This window comes from Pseudomonas sp. 10S4, from assembly GCF_034344865.1.
Classification (GTDB): Bacteria; Pseudomonadota; Gammaproteobacteria; order Pseudomonadales; family Pseudomonadaceae; genus Aquipseudomonas.
Window position 1 is genome coordinate 4,513,276 of sequence record NZ_CP133774.1, and the last position, 15,226, is coordinate 4,528,501.

Annotated in this window: 14 protein-coding genes and 2 pseudogenes; 7 read left to right on the forward strand and 9 right to left on the reverse strand. The window is 61.2% G+C overall.

Translation table 11 applies throughout. The features are described from left to right. Positions 1–16 precede the first annotated feature (16 nt). Both RHM58_RS21215 and RHM58_RS21220 read left to right on the forward strand, forming a co-directional pair. Positions 17–1,129, forward strand: coding sequence for a M14 family metallopeptidase (locus tag RHM58_RS21215; RefSeq protein WP_322268087.1), 1,113 nt, complete (start codon positions 17–19; stop codon positions 1,127–1,129). A 181-nt stretch (positions 1,130–1,310) separates the two neighbouring features. Further along, complete coding sequence (locus RHM58_RS21220) at positions 1,311–2,030, forward strand: alpha/beta hydrolase (RefSeq protein ID WP_201255245.1); 720 nt, start codon at positions 1,311–1,313, stop codon at positions 2,028–2,030. 11 nt (positions 2,031–2,041) lie between these two features. Here the strand turns inward: RHM58_RS21220 and RHM58_RS21225 are convergent, their stop codons facing one another. The 3 genes from RHM58_RS21225 to RHM58_RS21235 all read right to left on the reverse strand — a co-directional run bounded on the left by RHM58_RS21225 (position 2,042) and on the right by RHM58_RS21235 (position 4,366). Beyond that, a complete protein-coding gene (locus tag RHM58_RS21225; protein WP_322268088.1) occupies positions 2,042–2,605 on the reverse strand; it encodes a hypothetical protein in 564 nt (187 codons plus the stop codon). Positions 2,606–2,825: 220 nt separating this feature from the next. After that, the gene (locus tag RHM58_RS21230; RefSeq protein ID WP_322268089.1) at positions 2,826–3,500 is read right to left on the reverse strand and encodes a glutathione S-transferase family protein; all 675 of its coding nucleotides are present in this window, start codon (positions 3,498–3,500) and stop codon (positions 2,826–2,828) included. Positions 3,501–3,580: 80 nt separating this feature from the next. After that, complete coding sequence (locus RHM58_RS21235; RefSeq protein ID WP_322268090.1) at positions 3,581–4,366, reverse strand: hypothetical protein; 786 nt, start codon at positions 4,364–4,366, stop codon at positions 3,581–3,583. 164 nt (positions 4,367–4,530) lie between these two features. Here RHM58_RS21235 and RHM58_RS21240 point away from each other — a divergent pair, with 164 nt between their 5' ends. After that, positions 4,531–5,064 (forward strand): chalcone isomerase family protein, encoded by a 534-nt coding sequence (locus RHM58_RS21240; RefSeq protein WP_201255249.1) that lies wholly within the window; start codon positions 4,531–4,533, stop codon positions 5,062–5,064. 190 nt (positions 5,065–5,254) lie between these two features. After that, positions 5,255–6,577 (forward strand): Nramp family divalent metal transporter, encoded by a 1,323-nt coding sequence (locus RHM58_RS21245; RefSeq protein WP_201255250.1) that lies wholly within the window; start codon positions 5,255–5,257, stop codon positions 6,575–6,577. A 137-nt stretch (positions 6,578–6,714) separates the two neighbouring features. Here RHM58_RS21245 and RHM58_RS21250 read toward each other — a convergent pair whose 3' ends face one another. Then, a complete protein-coding gene (locus RHM58_RS21250; protein WP_322268091.1) occupies positions 6,715–7,608 on the reverse strand; it encodes a LysR family transcriptional regulator in 894 nt (297 codons plus the stop codon). Positions 7,609–7,720: 112 nt separating this feature from the next. On the opposite strand from RHM58_RS21250, the gene RHM58_RS21255 reads away from it, so the two are divergent. After that, complete coding sequence (locus RHM58_RS21255) at positions 7,721–8,323, forward strand: NADPH-dependent F420 reductase (protein ID WP_201255252.1); 603 nt, start codon at positions 7,721–7,723, stop codon at positions 8,321–8,323. Between the two features lie 297 nt (positions 8,324–8,620). On the opposite strand, the pseudogene RHM58_RS21260 reads toward RHM58_RS21255, so the two are convergent. The 3 genes and pseudogenes from RHM58_RS21260 to RHM58_RS21270 form a co-directional block, all read right to left on the reverse strand. Then, positions 8,621–9,801 (reverse strand): annotated as a pseudogene (locus tag RHM58_RS21260) (acetyl-CoA C-acetyltransferase). Between the two features lie 11 nt (positions 9,802–9,812). Then, positions 9,813–10,478, reverse strand: coding sequence for a CoA transferase subunit B (locus RHM58_RS21265; RefSeq protein WP_090182831.1), 666 nt, complete (start codon positions 10,476–10,478; stop codon positions 9,813–9,815). Positions 10,479–10,514: 36 nt separating this feature from the next. Continuing rightward, positions 10,515–11,213 (reverse strand): CoA transferase subunit A, encoded by a 699-nt coding sequence (locus tag RHM58_RS21270; RefSeq protein ID WP_322268093.1) that lies wholly within the window; start codon positions 11,211–11,213, stop codon positions 10,515–10,517. Between the two features lie 247 nt (positions 11,214–11,460). Between RHM58_RS21270 and RHM58_RS21275 the strand changes: the two genes are divergently transcribed. Then, complete coding sequence (locus RHM58_RS21275) at positions 11,461–12,363, forward strand: LysR family transcriptional regulator (protein ID WP_201202523.1); 903 nt, start codon at positions 11,461–11,463, stop codon at positions 12,361–12,363. Between the two features lie 35 nt (positions 12,364–12,398). Here RHM58_RS21275 and RHM58_RS21280 read toward each other — a convergent pair. Together RHM58_RS21280 and RHM58_RS21285 are read right to left on the reverse strand one after the other, a co-directional pair. Next, positions 12,399–13,242, reverse strand: a pseudogene (locus RHM58_RS21280) (NAD-dependent protein deacetylase). Between the two features lie 176 nt (positions 13,243–13,418). Further along, positions 13,419–14,465: a class I SAM-dependent methyltransferase gene (locus RHM58_RS21285; RefSeq protein ID WP_322268095.1), complete on the reverse strand. Its 1,047-nt coding sequence runs from the start codon at positions 14,463–14,465 to the stop codon at positions 13,419–13,421. Positions 14,466–14,921: 456 nt separating this feature from the next. On the opposite strand from RHM58_RS21285, the gene RHM58_RS21290 reads away from it, so the two are divergent. Then, positions 14,922–15,194 (forward strand): DUF4242 domain-containing protein, encoded by a 273-nt coding sequence (locus RHM58_RS21290; protein WP_201255256.1) that lies wholly within the window; start codon positions 14,922–14,924, stop codon positions 15,192–15,194. Positions 15,195–15,226 lie beyond the last annotated feature (32 nt).

The following is a 15,226-nucleotide window of genomic DNA, read 5'->3' on the forward strand; positions in this document are numbered from 1 at the left end:
GACTATCGGAGTTCCCATGCAACGCATCGACCATCCACTGCCCTGGAGTCATCTGGGCACCGAGCGCAGCCTCAGCGTGTTTCGTTATGGCGCGGGCGCCCGCAAGGTTTACATCCAGGCCAGCCTGCACGCCGACGAACTGCCGGGCATGCGCACGGCCTGGGAGCTGAAGAAGCGCCTGGCCGAACTCGAAGCCCAGGGCCAGTTGCAGGGCGTAATCGAATTGGTGCCGGTGGCCAACCCGATCGGCCTCGATCAGCATTTGCAAGGCGCCCATATGGGCCGTTTCGAACTGGGCAGCGGCAAGAATTTCAACCGTGCGTTCGTCGAATTGAGTGCTCCGGTGGCCGCGTTGATCGGTGCTCAGTTGGGCGACGATGCCGAAGCCAACATCGCGCTGATTCGCCAGACCATGGGCCAGGTGCTCGACGACTTGCCGGCACCGGCGTCGCAACTGGAAGCCATGCACCGCTTGCTGCTGCGCCATGCTTGCGATGCCGATATCACTCTGGATTTGCATTGCGACTTCGATGCAGCGATTCACATCTACGCCTTGCCGCAACACTGGCCGCAGTGGCAATCCCTGGCGGCGCGCTTGAAGGCGGGCGTGGCATTGTTGTGCGAAGACTCGGGCGGCAGCTCGTTCGATGAATCCTGTTCGACGCCATGGCTGCGTTTGGCACGGGCCTTCCCTGAGGCGGCGATCCCACCCGCCAACCTGGCGACGACGCTGGAACTGGGCAGCATGGGCGACACCCGGGTCGATCAGGCCCAGGCCAATTGCGAGGCGATTCTGGGGTTCCTCGCCGAGCACGACTTCATCAAAGGCACCTGGCCTGCAGCCCCGAGCGAGTGCTGCGAAGGTATGCCGTTCGCCGGCACCGAGTACCTGTTCGCCCCGCACCACGGCGTGGTCAGCTTCCTGCGCGAGGCCGGTGAATGGGTGGAGCAGGGCGATGCGCTGTTTGAAGTGGTCGACCCGTTGAACGACCGGGTAACGACCGTGAAGGCCGGGACCAGTGGCGTGCTGTTTGCGATTGATCGGGGGCGCTACACCGAGCCGGGGACGTGGCAGGCGAAAGTTGCCGGGCGTGAGCCGTTTCGGGTTGGGAAGTTGACTAACGACTGATCCAGCATCTTCGCTGTTTGTCCCGGCCTCTTCGCGGGCAAGCCCGCTCCCACAGTTGATCGCGTTCCAATGTGGGGGCAGGCTTGCTCGCGAAGACGGCATCCGTAACACCGAAAATCCCCAGGCTCGCCGCTCGATGTTAGGGTATCCCCCGAATCCTGCGCCCTGTGAAGGAAGATTTATGCTTAAGTTTCTCGCTCTGTTCATGCTCCTGGCGTCCGCCACGGTCCACGCTGAAACCCCGTTGCACACTGATCTGCCGCTCAAATACCTGGAGCAAGCCAACCCTGATTCGCACAACCAGCCGTTGGTGATTTTTCTCCACGGTTACGGCAGTAACGAGCGGGACCTGTTCGGGATCAAGGATGACTTGCCGGCGCAGTACAACTACCTGTCGGTGCAGGCACCGGTGGCGTTGGATGAGGACAGTTATCAGTGGTTTCGCAAAAAGGGCGAAGGCGCCTACAACGGTGAGACCGATGATCTGAAGACCAGCGGCCAGGTGTTGCTGGATTTCATCGCTCAAGCGGCGAAGAAGTATCACACCGACGCCAACAAGGTGTTTCTGGTGGGGTTCAGCCAGGGCGCGATCATGTCCTACGAGGTGGGTTTGCGTCATCCGGAGGCCGTGGGCGGGATTGCCGCGTTGAGCGGGCGGATTCTGCCGGTGCTCAAATCCGAGCTCAAAAAACCGGATGAAAAACGCCAACAACTGGCGATTTTCATCGGTCATGGCACCGTGGACAAACGCTTGCCTTACGTCGACGGCACTGACGCCGACAGCCTGTTGCAGCACCTGTCACTCAAGCCAGAATTCCATGGCTACGAAGGCTTGGGCCACAACATCAGCGCTGCCGAGATTCAGGACTTGAACGCCTGGTTGCTGCGGCTCAACCCCTGATTCGAACGGGTTTACTTGCCGGTGATCTGGTTGACCAGTGTGTCGTGAGCCGCCTTGTCGTTCGGGCGCGAGATGATCTGAATCACCGCCATTCGGCTGCCGGACCCGGCCATCAGCGTGGAGGTGAGGGTCTTGCCGCCGCCCTGAGTGGCGGTGCTGTCAACCTGGCGTAAACCCAGGCCGGTACTTTTCTGGGTCAGGCTTTTTTCGCTCAACTTGTTGAAGTCCGGCAGGGCCTTGCGTTGTGCCGCATCGAATTCGGACGCCGTGTTGTCGAGGAAATCGCCGTCGTTGTCCTTGACGGTGACACCAGGGGGCAGATTGTTTTCAGCCGCGATCACCACGGTTTTGGTGGCCTCGTTGGCGTACATGGTGCCCGTTGCGCCGGTCGCGCCGGACGGCAGCGGGTTGGCCACGAAGCCCTTGGGCAGGGTGAACGTGAACTTGCCGCCGAGCATCGAAACCTTGGCGGGCGCCGCGTCGCCGGTGGCCTTGGCGGCATAAGCAGTCACGGCCCCCAGGCTGGCAACCGCCGTCAGCAACAGGACAACGGCTTTTTTACTGAACAATGACATCGGAACTCTCCAGGGATGGTCGCGCTAGGTGGCGATCATCCCATGGAGGTTGTGGGTCACTCCAGCCCGAATTCCGCAGCTGTCTGTTCAAACGCAAAAACCTGTGGGAGCGGGCTTGCTCGCGAAGGCGTCGTGTCAGTCAATGCCCATGTTGACTGAACCACCGATTTCGCGAGCAAGCCCGCTCCCACAGGGGATGTAACTGATCAGCTCAATCGGGTTATTGCACCTGATTTTGCGGAAACAGATTGCGGCGGGTTTCTTCATCGAACTCAGCCTTGAGCACCAGTTGTTCCTTCAACCCGTGAGCACGCTGGGCCGCCGGGCGGGCGCTGATTTCGTCGAACAGGCGCTTGACGTTCGGGTACGCCGCCAGACCGTTTTCGCCGAGGACGTACGGCGCGTAGTTGGCCCAGCCCCAGAGCGCCATGTCGGCGATGCTGTAGCTGTCGCCGGCCAGGTATTGATGATCGGTCAGGCGCTGGTCGAGCACGCGGTAGTGGCGTTCGACTTCTTTCAGATAACGGTTTTTCGCGTAGGCCAGGTCTTCCGGCGCGTGGTGCAGGAAGTGCACGGCTTGACCGGAGAACGGCGACAGGCCGGTGCCGATGAACATCAGCCAGGACAGCAGCTCAGCCTGACCCGCCACCGAGGTCGGCAGGAAGCGCTGATGTTTTTGCGCCAGGTGCAGCAGGATCGCCTGGGAGTCGAACACCGTGGCGTCGCCGTCCACCAGGGCCGGGACCTTCGCGTTCGGGTTGATCGCCAGGAACCCCGGCAGGTGTTGTTCGCCTTTGAAGGTATCAACGCCGATCAACTCATAGGGCGTTTGCAGCTCTTCCAGCAGCAGGGCGACTTTCATCGGGTTGGGCGAAGGGTGGAAAAAGAATTTCATGGGTCAGGCCTCAGTCAGTGGGTTTGAACTGAGGCTGATGGTGGGCGAAACCCGTTCGATTGACGTACGAGGTTGTTGGTCTACTCGTTCGAAGTCATCGAACGAGTGGTGGGTGCCGGTTTCGCCAACAAACGCCGGGTCACCCCGAGCATGCCCACGGACACCGCCACCCCAAGGGCAAATGCGCTCAAACCGAGGCGGGGTAATGTCAGCGCCAGCACCAGGCAGAACGCCGCGAACGAGTACATGCCAGTGGCGGTGGCGCGCAACAGTGCGGCAGTGAAGGCCGGACCGCGGGTTTGTTGGGAGAACACCGCCATCACGCTGCCGAGTACCGGGAACACCGCGAGCAATCCGCTCCAGCGCTCGCCCACGGTACTGGCCAGTAACGTGACGGCCAACGTCAGCAAAGCCCCGGCGACCATGCGCAGCAGCAGTTTGTCGGACTTGGGCTTTACCCCTGAAACAATCGGTTGGACCGACGGAAACAGGTACGGCGCCGCCAGCAGGGCAGTGGCGGCGGCGATGACCGAGAACGTCAGGGACGGCGGGATCAGCGACAGCACGATGGCCGCCGTGGCCCACACCAGCATGGACGTCGCCAGCGCCCACGGCCAACCGGTTCGTTGAGCGACTTGGGCGTACGTCACGCAGAAGGCAATCATCGCGAACATCGCTGAGAGCGCGGCGGTCGCGGCCTGGGCGGCAAACACCTGGCCTTGTTCAATGGCGAGGAAAAACAGAATCGGCCCGACCACCACCGGCAGCCCCGACAACCAACCGGCCACGCTCGGCCCCCAACGTTTGCCCGCCAAGGAAATCAGCAGCAGAAACCCGGGAATCACCAGCAGTTTGAGCATCAGCACGCACGCACCTCCGACCTGTGTGAGGCGGCCACGTTAGCATCGCGGGCGATGGATTGCTCTAGGGGTTTATGGGTTTTGTATACAAAAATAGGTTTTCAGAAATTGTCCAGAACAGCCTTTAGCGTATAAGTTTTAAAGAGGTCTTCAACGTACATCGAGCCATCATGAACAGATCACCATCGCGCCTTCGTCACAGTCTCTGGCTGCTCGTGTTGCTCGGCACGCACGCGCTGGCCAGTTGGCAAGACGCACTGCCCGGCGCGCAGATCGTGGGTGCCGGTGAGTTTCGGGTGTTCGGTTTTGACGTCTACAACGCCCGGCTCTGGAGTGCGGCGCGGCCCTTGGCACCGGACCAGCCATTTGCTCTGGAGCTGATCTACCAGCGCAACATTTCCCGGGACGATCTGGTGAAGGCCAGCGTCGATGAAATCAAACGGTTGTCCGGCTCCTCGGTCAGCGCTGAACAACTGGCCGGCTGGCAGATCCAGATGCAGCAGTCGTTCGTCGATGTCCAGGCGGGCACCCGCATCACCGGCGTGTATTTGCCGGGGCAGGGCGCACGCTTCTTTGTCGGCCAGCAGTTGCAACACGAAGTGAAAGACCCGCAATTCGCCCGAGCCTTCTTTGACATCTGGCTCGACCCGCGCACCCGCAATCCCGAGTTGCGCCAGCAATTATTGGGCACCGCCAAGCCTTGAGGAAATCGTGATCCCCAAGGAGCTGCCGAAGGCTCGGGCCGCGTTCGGACGATCTTTTGATCTTGATCTTTGGCGAGATTGAAATGGCCGAAGATCGCAGCCTTCGGCAGCTCCTACGCCGGGTGGTGTATAGCCTGGGAGTGGTCGGAACGTCTAAGCTGCGCCTTTCCACCTGTCGACGGATGTTTGCGTGAACTTCAGTTTTTTGCCCAAAGTCGCCACGGCGCCGTTTTGCCCGCCGGAAGTGGCCGGCAGTGTTGCCGTTGACCCCAGCGCTACGTTCTTCAAGCGCCTGCTGCGCTTTGCCGGCCCGGGCTTGCTGGTGTCGATCGGCTACATGGACCCGGGCAACTGGGCGACGGCCATCGAGGCCGGTTCGCGCTTTGGCTACAGCTTGTTGTTCGTGGTGTTGCTGGCGAGCCTGGCGGGGATGGTCGTGCAGTGTTTGTGTTCGCGACTGGGCATTGCCACCGGGCGTGACCTGGCGCAATTATCCCGCGAGCGCTACAGCACTCGCACCGCCCGCACGCAATGGGTGCTGGCGGAAATCTCGATCATCGCCACGGATCTGGCCGAAGTGCTTGGCTGCGCCCTGGCATTCCATTTGTTGCTCGGCTGCTCGCTGACCTTCGGCATCGCGCTGACCGCGTTCGACACGCTGCTGGTGCTGGCCTTGCAGAACCGTGGCTTCCGCCGGCTCGAAGCGATCATGCTGGTACTGGTCGCCACCATTGGCGTGTGTTTCTTCGTCGAGCTGATGCTGATCAAACCCTACTGGCCGGACGTCGCCCGTGGCTTCACGCCGTCATTGTCGGCCATCGGCGATGCGGCGCCGCTGTACATCGCTATCGGCATTCTCGGGGCCACGGTGATGCCGCATAACTTGTACTTGCACACCTCGATCGTCCAAACCCGGATGATCGGCCACGACCTGGCCAGCAAGCAGGACGCGGTCAAACTGGCGCGCATCGACACCATCGGCTCCCTGGCCCTGGCGTTGCTGGTCAACGCGGCGATTCTGATTCTGGCGGCGGCTGCGTTTCACGCCACCGGGCATGGCGATGTGGTGGACATCCAGGACGCCTATCACCTGCTCGATCCGCTGGTGGGCGGGGCCTTGGCCAGCGTGCTGTTTGGCGTCGCGCTGCTGGCCTCGGGGCAGAGCTCGACCTTCACCGGGACCATCGCCGGGCAGGTGATCATGGAGGGTTACCTGAACCTGCGGATTCCTTGCTGGCAGCGGCGTTTGATTACTCGCGGGCTGGCGCTGATCCCGGCGTTCATCGGCGTGTGGCTGATGGGCGACAACGCGATTGGCAAGCTGTTGGTGTTGAGTCAGGTGGTGCTGAGCCTGCAACTGCCGTTTGCGTTGTACCCGTTGATCAGCATGACCAACGACCAGAAACTGATGGGGCCGTTTGTGAATCGGCTGCCGACGCGGGTGTTGGCGTGGGGGTTGTTTGGGGTGATCAGTGCAGCGAATGCCTGGTTGATTTTGCAGTTGGTGGTTTGACGCTGAAAGTGTGTTGACTGGGCTGACCTCTTCGCGAGCAAGCCCGCTCCCACATTGGATTGGGGTGTACACAGATTTTGTGTTCGCTGGAGATCCACTGTGGGAGCGGGCTTGCTCGCGAAGAACGATAACGCGGTTTACCCACCAAACGCTTCAACCACAAAATCGATAAACCCCCGGGTCTTGGCCGGCATCAGCGTGCGGCTCGGGTAGTACAGCGAGATCGGCCCCGCATCCGCGTGCCAGCCCGGCAGCAAGCGCACCAACTCACCGCGCTGGATCTGCGTGACCACATCGGGCAGCACCAGCAGCGTCACTCCCAGCCCAAGCAGAGCAGCTTCGCGCATCGCCGCCGGGTCGTTGAGGACGATGTTTTCGTTCAGCACAGCGCTCTCTTCACGACCGGCCCCATCGCGCATCACCCACTGACGAATCCGCCCGGTGCGCATGCCGCGCATCACGATGCCGGCGTGTTCGAGCAAGTCCGCCGGGTTGGCGGGCAGGGTGCGCCCGGCCAGGTAAGCCGGTGAGGCGACGGCGACGATATCCGCCGTCGCCAGCCGGCGAGAGATGACCCCGGGCGTCAGTTCAAAACCACCGCCAATGGCCGCGTCATAACCTTCGGCAATCAGGTTCACCTGGCGATTTTCGAAGTGCCATTCCGGCCGGATCAACGGATAACGCGCCAGAAAAACCGGCAGCAGCGGCAACACATGGCCGATCCCAAAGGTCGGCGCCAGGCTGACCTTGAGTACCCCCGCCGGCTCGCCGCGATCACTGCTCACCGCGCTGATCGCTGCCTGCAATGCCTCCAGATTGCCGCCGATGCTTGCCAGAAAGCTGTCCCCGGCCTCGGTCAGGGACAGCTTGCGCGTCGAGCGCTGGAACAGCCGCACGCCCATGTTGCGTTCGAGCGTCGCCACGTTGCGGCTGACGGCGGCGGGGGTCAGTGCGAGCAATCGCGCAGCGGCAGAAAAGCTGCCGGTTTCGGCGCTGCGCACAAAGGATTCGAGGTTGGCGAGGGTTTCCATGGCAGGCACCTGTTAGCAATGCTTGAAAATGATTCAAGCCATTACCGGCTAATCAAGTGCTAATGGCAAGCGCAGTATCGACTCCAACGACAACCCCTTGGAGTGAACAATCATGAGCACTATTGGAATCATCGGCGCTGGCGCTATCGGTACAGTCTTCGCCAAAGCGCTGTCCCGTCAAGGCATCGAATTTGTCATCGCGAACAGCCGTGGCCCGCATACCCTGACGTCGCTGGTGGAAGAACTAGGACCAACCGCCCGTGCCGGCACTCGCGAAGAAGCGGCTGCGCAAGACATCGTGTTGGTCGCGGTGAACTGGCCGAAACTGCCAACGGCGCTGGCAGGCCTGCCGGACTTTGCCGGACGGATCGTGATCGATGCCAACAACTCGATTGAGGTGCCGTCGTATAAAGCGGGGGATTTGCAGGGTCGCGCGTCCAGCGAAGTGTTTGCCGAATGGGTGCCGGGGGCGCGGGTGGTGAAGGCGTTCAATCACTTGGTGGCTCGGTTGCTGGATCGCGATCCGGCAGCGGAGGGCGGCAAGCGCGTGCTGTTTTTCTCGGGCGATGATGCCGAGGCGAAAGCTCAGGTGGCGGAGTTGATTGAGCGGCTGGGGTTCTGCGGGATCGACCTCGGGACGCTGAGTGTCGGGGCACGGCTGGCGCAGTTCCCGGGTGGGCCGTTGCCGATTTTGAATCTGGTGAAGTTTGGCTGAATGCCAGACAAAAAGAACCCGGTGCATCTGAAGCTACACCGCTCTCACAGACGCTGATCACTTGTGGCGAAGGAGCTTTTGTGGCGAGGGGGCTTGCCTCCGTTGGGTTGCGCAGCAGCCCCAAAATCTCCGTAATAGTCGAAGATTTTTGGGAGCGCTACGCACTCCAACGGGGGCAAGCCCCTCGCCACAGCAAGCTCCCTCGCCACAAAAAGCTAATCAGCGGCTCAGAAGCACCGGGGTGTTGCCAGACGGCGAACGGATATTCGTGGGTCCCCGCGCCGTCTGTTGAACGCTTTAAGTCCGTTCGATCGCCAGTGCCACGCCTTGACCACCACCGATGCACAGGGTGGCGAGGCCTTTTTTGCGTCACGCTTGATCATTTCATGCAGCAAAGTCACCAGCACTCGGCAACCCGACGCGCCGATAGGGTGGCCCAGCGCGATGGCGCCGCCGTTGACGTTGACCTTGTTCAAGTCCCATTCCAGGTCCTTGGCCACTGCCAGGGATTGCGCGGCGAAGGCTTCGTTGGCTTCGATCAGGTCCAGTTGGTCAATCGACCAGCCGGCCTTGCTCAGGCAACGACGGGTAGCCGATACCGGACCGATGCCCATGATCGCCGGGTCGACGCCCGCGTTGGCGTAAGCAGCGATTTTCGCCAGTACCGGCAGGCCGAGGGCCTTGGCTTTTTCGGCGCTCATCAGGATCACCGCAGCGGCGCCGTCGTTCAGCGACGAGGCGTTGCCGGCGGTCACCGAACCGTCCTTCTTGAAGGCCGGTTTCAGTTTGCCCAAGGACTCGGCTGTGGTGCCGGCCCGTGGCTGTTCGTCGGTGGCGAAGGACAGTGGATCGCCCTTGCGCTGCGGGATCAGGATCGGCGTGATCTCATCGACAAAACGCCCGGCTTCGATGGCTGCCGTGGCTTTTTGCTGGGAGGCCGCGGCGAAAGCGTCCTGTTGCTCGCGGGTCAGGTTGTACTTGTCCGCCAGGTTCTCAGCAGTGATGCCCATGTGGTAATCGTTGAACGCATCCCACAGACCGTCGCTGATCATGGTGTCGACGATTTGCGCGTGACCCATGCGCAGACCGGTGCGAGCGCCGGGCATCACGTAGTTGGACAGGCTCATGTTTTCCTGGCCGCCGGCAATGATCACGTCGGCATCGCCGCAGCGAATCGCCTGGGTCGCCAGGTGCAGGGCTTTCAAACCCGAGCCGCAGACCTTGTTCAACGTCATGGCCGGCACGGTGAACGGCAGGCCAGCCTTGATCGCCGACTGACGCGCAGGGTTTTGCCCGGCACCGGCGGTCAGCACCTGGCCCATGATCACTTCATCAACTTGAGTCGGGTCCAGCCCGGTTTGCGCCAGCAACTGACGGATCACCGCAGCGCCCAGATCAACGGCGGACACACCCGCCAGGGCACCCTGGAAACTGCCAATGGCGGTACGGGTGGCGGCAACAATAACGACGTCTTGCATGGAAAAATTCCTCACTGGGCAGCGAATTGCATTTCCGGAACGTGATCCGGCACGATCAGTTTACCGGCGGTCTTGGCGACAATTTCTTCGACGCTAACGCCCGGCGCACGTTCTTTGAGAATGAACGCGCCGTCCTTGATTTCGAGGTAGGCGAGGTCGGTCAGCACACGCTTGATGCAGCCGGCGCCGGTCAGCGGCAGGCTGCATTTGGACAACAGCTTGGACTCACCGTCCTTGGACGCGTGGGTCATGATGACAATGATGTTGTCTGCGCCGGCCACCAGGTCCATCGCGCCGCCCATGCCCTTGACCAGTTTGCCGGGGATCATCCACGAGGCGATATTGCCTTCCACGTCTACTTCAAAGGCGCCCAGTACGGTCAGGTCGACATGGCCTCCGCGGATCATCGCGAAGGACTCGGCCGAGGAGAAAATCGAAGCGCCAATACGTGCTGTCACGGTTTGTTTGCCGGCGTTGATCATGTCGGCATCGATGGTTTCTTCGGTCGGAAAAGGACCCATGCCGAGCAAGCCGTTTTCCGACTGCAGCATGACTTCCATGCCTTCAGGGATGTAGTTGGCGACCAGGGTCGGGATGCCGATGCCCAGGTTCACGTAAAAGCCGTCTTGCATTTCGCGGGCGACGCGTTGAGCCATTTGTTCGCGGGAAAGTGCCATTGTTGTTATTCCTTCATTCGGGCCGGGGGCTGGGGATCACTTACGCACGGTGCGCTGTTCGATGCGCTTCTCGAACGTGCCGCAAATGATCCGGTCGACGTAGATGCCAGGGGTGTGGATCTGCGACGGCTCCAGCTCGCCGGGTTCGACGATTTCTTCGACTTCGACCACGGTGATCTTGCCGGCAGTGGCGGCCAGCGGATTGAAGTTCTGGGCGGTGTGGCGATAGATCACGTTGCCGAAGTGGTCGGCTTTCCAGCCTTTGACGATGGCGAAATCACCGGTGATGGATTCTTCCATCAGATACTTGCGACCGTGGAATTCGCGCACTTCCTTGCCTTCGGCAACCGGGGTGCCGACGCCAGTGGCAGTAAAGAAGGCAGGGATGCCGGCGCCGCCCGCGCGCATTTTTTCAGCGAGGGTGCCTTGAGGGGTCAGGTCGACTTCGATGGCGCCGCTGAGCAGTTGCTCTTCGAACATCTTGTTCTCGCCCACATACGAGGCGACAACCTTGCGAATCTGCCGGTCTTCCAGCAGTACGCCGAGGCCGAAACCGTCGACGCCGCAGTTGTTGGAGACGACCCGGAGGTCGCGGGTGCCTTTGCGCTTGATCTCGGCGATGAGGTTTTCCGGGATGCCGCACAGGCCGAAGCCGCCGGAGATCACGGTCATGCCGTCTTCAAGACCTGCAAGGGCTTCCTCGTAGGAACTCACGCGCTTGTCGAAACCTGCCATATGCACCTCTTTTATTCTTTATGGGCGGCTGGCTAGCCGTAGTGGGGATGAGTGTCTCGCCAGAGTATTCATTTGTTAAGTTGATTTTTAAGGTTGATTGATAGATAAAACTCACCAATACCTCTGTAGGAGCTGCCGAAGGCTGCGATCTTTTGACGTTGATCTTTTGTGATCTTCAAGCCGCCGAAAATCAAGATCAAAAGATCGCAGCCTACGGCAGCTCCTACGCAACTGGAGCAAAGCGACGATGACAGTCAAGCAGATCCGAGCCTTTCTGGCCGTGGCCCAGAGCCTGAGTTTTGCCGTGGCCTGTGAGCGGTTGCACTTGTCGCAATCGGCGTTGAGCCTGACCATCAAGGCCCTGGAAGAAGGCCTGGGCGGACGCCTGTTTAGCCGCAACACACGCAACGTGGCGCTGACGCCTGAGGGTGAATCGCTGCTGCCGCTGGCCCGTCGGCTGATCGCCGATTGGGACAATGCCGAAGATGAACTGCGTCAACGTTTCACTCTGCAGCGCGGTCGCGTGACGGTGGCGGCGATGCCTTCGTTTGCCGGCAACCTGCTGCCGCCGATCCTCAAGACCTTCCGCGCGCGTTACCCGAAAGTCAACGTCACGGTGAATGACGTGATCAACGAGCAGGTGCTGGAAATGGTCCGCGATCGGCAAGTGGAGCTAGGCGTTTCGTTTGAGCCGGCTCATAGCTCGTCGCTGGAGTTCACGCCGTTGTACATCGACCGGTTTGTGGCGGTGGTGCCGCATGATTCGGCGTTGACGCAATTGGAGGAGATCGACTGGCAGACCTTGTTGATGGAGCCGTTTATCACTTTGCAGCGACCGTCCACAGTGCGGGTGATGCTCGAAGAACACTTGCAGGCTCGCGGTATGAAGTTGCCGGTGGAGTTTGAAAGTCATCAACTGGCGACGGTGGGACGGATGGTCGCCAGCGGGTTGGGCGTGAGCGCGGTGCCGGCGCTGTGCCGGCAGCAAATGCAGGAGTCGGGCGCGCACTGCATTACTTTGCGTGACCCGGTGGTGGAGCGGGCGATTGGCGTGTTGACCAAGCCGGGGCATGAACTGTCGGCGGCGGCGCAGGCGTTGTTTGATATTTTCAAGGAAGCAAACCTGGGCCAACGCCTGTCTGCCGGATAAACACATAACCCTGTGGGAGCGGGTTTCGTCAGTTTTTAAGTGGTCAGTCGTTGGGTCAGCAAGGGCAGGAGTTTTTCGCAGGACGCCTCGATTTTCATCTCCAAAATGTCATCCGCCCGGGTCTTGCCCAGGTTAATCGCAATCAACGGCTTGCCCTGATCCACCACCGCCCGACACAACCGAAACGCCGAATACGCCATCAACGACGACCCCACCACCAGCAACCCCGCCGCTTGCTCCACCGCCGCCATGGCCTTGGCCGCCGTTACCTGAGCGACGTTCTCGCCGAAAAACACCACGTCCGGCTTCATCCGCGCCTCGCCGCAATGCGGACAGTGTGGCACCTGAAACCGCGCTTCAAACGCCGGGTCGAGCAGGGTGTCGCCATCCGGCGCTTGCACCGCATCGACCCCGGCCAGGTACGGGTTTTGCGCTTCCATCAGCTGTTGAATCGCATCCCGCTCGCTGCGCTGGCCGCAGTCCAGGCACAGCACCCGGTGCAGGCTGCCGTGGAGTTCGATGACGTCATGACTGCCAGCCTGGTCGTGCAGCCCGTCGACGTTCTGGGTGATCACGCCCGCCGATCTGCCGCGAACTCTGCAAACTGGCCAGCGCCTCGTGGGCCGCGTTCGGGTTGGCCAGGCGCACTCGCGGCCAACCGAGCATTGCCCGTGCCCAATAGCGGCGCCGGGACTCGGGGGCGGCGAGGAACTCCTGATACATCATCGGTTGCCGGCCACGGCGCACGCCCTGGTTGTCACGGTAGTCCGGAATGCCCGACGAGGTGCTGATGCCGGCACCGGTCAGGACCGCGAACGGCTGGTCGGCCATTAACTGCTGAAGGCGGTCGAGTTGTTCGCGGATGGGGCGGTCGAGCATGTTCAACACTCCGCAGGGCCTTTGAGTGTTTGCAAGATAGCATTTGCCGATCACCCCGACGGATCAAACGCTGGTCCCCCCGTAGGAGCTGCCGAAGGCCGCGATCTTTTGACTTTGTTTTTTAAGATCAAGATCAAAAGAACGCAGCCTTCGGCAGCTCCTACGGGGTGCGGTAGTTATTTACGCGCCTCCAGAATCAGGTTGAACGGCGTTTCCGTGGCCCGGCGGAAATGCTTGAACCCGGCCTCGGTGAACACCTTGCGCAACCGCGCCTCGCCGGCCTGGGCGCCGAGCCCGAGGCCGACTTCCTGGGACAGTGAGTTCGGGGTGCAGATGAACGTTGAGGCCGCGTAGAACAGTCGACCAATCGGGTTGATGTTGTCGTCGAGGGTATCGTTGGCGTAGGGCTCCACGAGCAGCACCGTGCCGTCCGGTTTCAGCGAGTCAAAGGCGTGCCGTGCTGCACCCACCGGGTCGCCCATGTCATGCAGGCAATCGAAATAGCAGACCAGGTCATAGTCGGTGCCAGGGTAACTTTTGGCAGTGCCCTGGAAGAACCGCGCGCGTCCGGCCACACCACCTTCTCCGGCGCGCTGGGTGGCCACGGTGACGGAGGGCGCGTGGTAATCAAACCCGACGAACCGCGAATTAGGGAACGCCTGGGCCATGATCACGGTGGACGCGCCGTGGCCGCAGCCGACGTCCGCCACTTTGGCGCCATCCTCCAGTTTGGCGACCACGCCTTCTAGCGCCGGCAACCACTCGGCCACCAGGTGCGCCTTGTAGCCGGGACGGAAGAACCGTTCCGTGCCGCTGAACATGCACGGATGGTGCTCGCCCCACGGCAGGGCACCGTTGCCGCGCATGGCTTTGACCAGTTTGTCCTTGTCATGGAAAAACGACGCGACCACCCCGATACCGCCGGCGATGTACACCGGGGAGTCTTCGATCGCCAACGCCAGGGCTTGCTCTTCGGGCAGGCGGAACTGGCCGTCACGGTGTTCCATGTAGCCGGAGGCGGCGTGGGCACTGAGCCACTCGCGTAATAGGCGCGGGTTGCATCCGGTCTTGTCGGCGAGGGTTTCGGGGCTGATTGGCTGGCTGTCGGCCATGGCCCGATAGAGGCCGAGTTCTTCGCCGAGAATGACATTGGCCAGCATCGCCGCGCCGCCCATGTCGTTGACCAGTTTGCCCATGAAATCGTTAAGTCTGGCCTCGTCCATCACGTGTGCTCCTGTGAAAGGATCAGGGTCCAGAGGCAGTGTTTTTCGAGGCGTACGCCTCTGGGCGGTGGTCGTGGGAATGAACCCCTGCGGGGTAATCATTAAGTCTAGTTCGCAGCGTGTGCAGCGCTGTGGGAGGCGACGAAGTCCCCTTGTGGGAGCGGGCTTGCTCGCGAAAGCGGACTGTCAGTTAACCAATATGTTGGATGAGATGCCGTCTTCGCGAGCAAGCCCGCTCCCACAGGGAATGTGCAGACTTTCGGCAATCCCGAGGCGCGTGTTACGCCGGTTTAACAGATCGACCGCCATTCATCGGCGAACGCCTGATTCAGGCCAATCACCGGACGACCGGCCACAACGCGGCGATGCCACGGGGCGATAGTTGAGGAGCAGGGTTACTGCCCCAAGCTGTCACCCATAAGAAGCTGTCACCGATAACAAGAAAGAGAGGTTGTCATGCCCAAGTTCATTATTGAGCGCGAGATTCCAGGCGCGGGATCACTGTCAGAACAGGAACTGAAAGGGATCTCGCAAACGTCCTGCAAAGTACTGCGCGAGTTAGGCCCCGAGGTGCAATGGCTGCAGAGCTACGTCACCGGGGACAAGGTCTACTGCGTGTACATCGCGCCGAACGCAGAACTCATTCGGGAACATGCCAGGCAAGGCGGTTTTCCGGCCAACAGCGTGTCGCAGGTCATGAACATCATCGATCCCACTACGGCGGAGTAGTCGTCCGTCAAAGCCTGATCCGTGTTCCAACC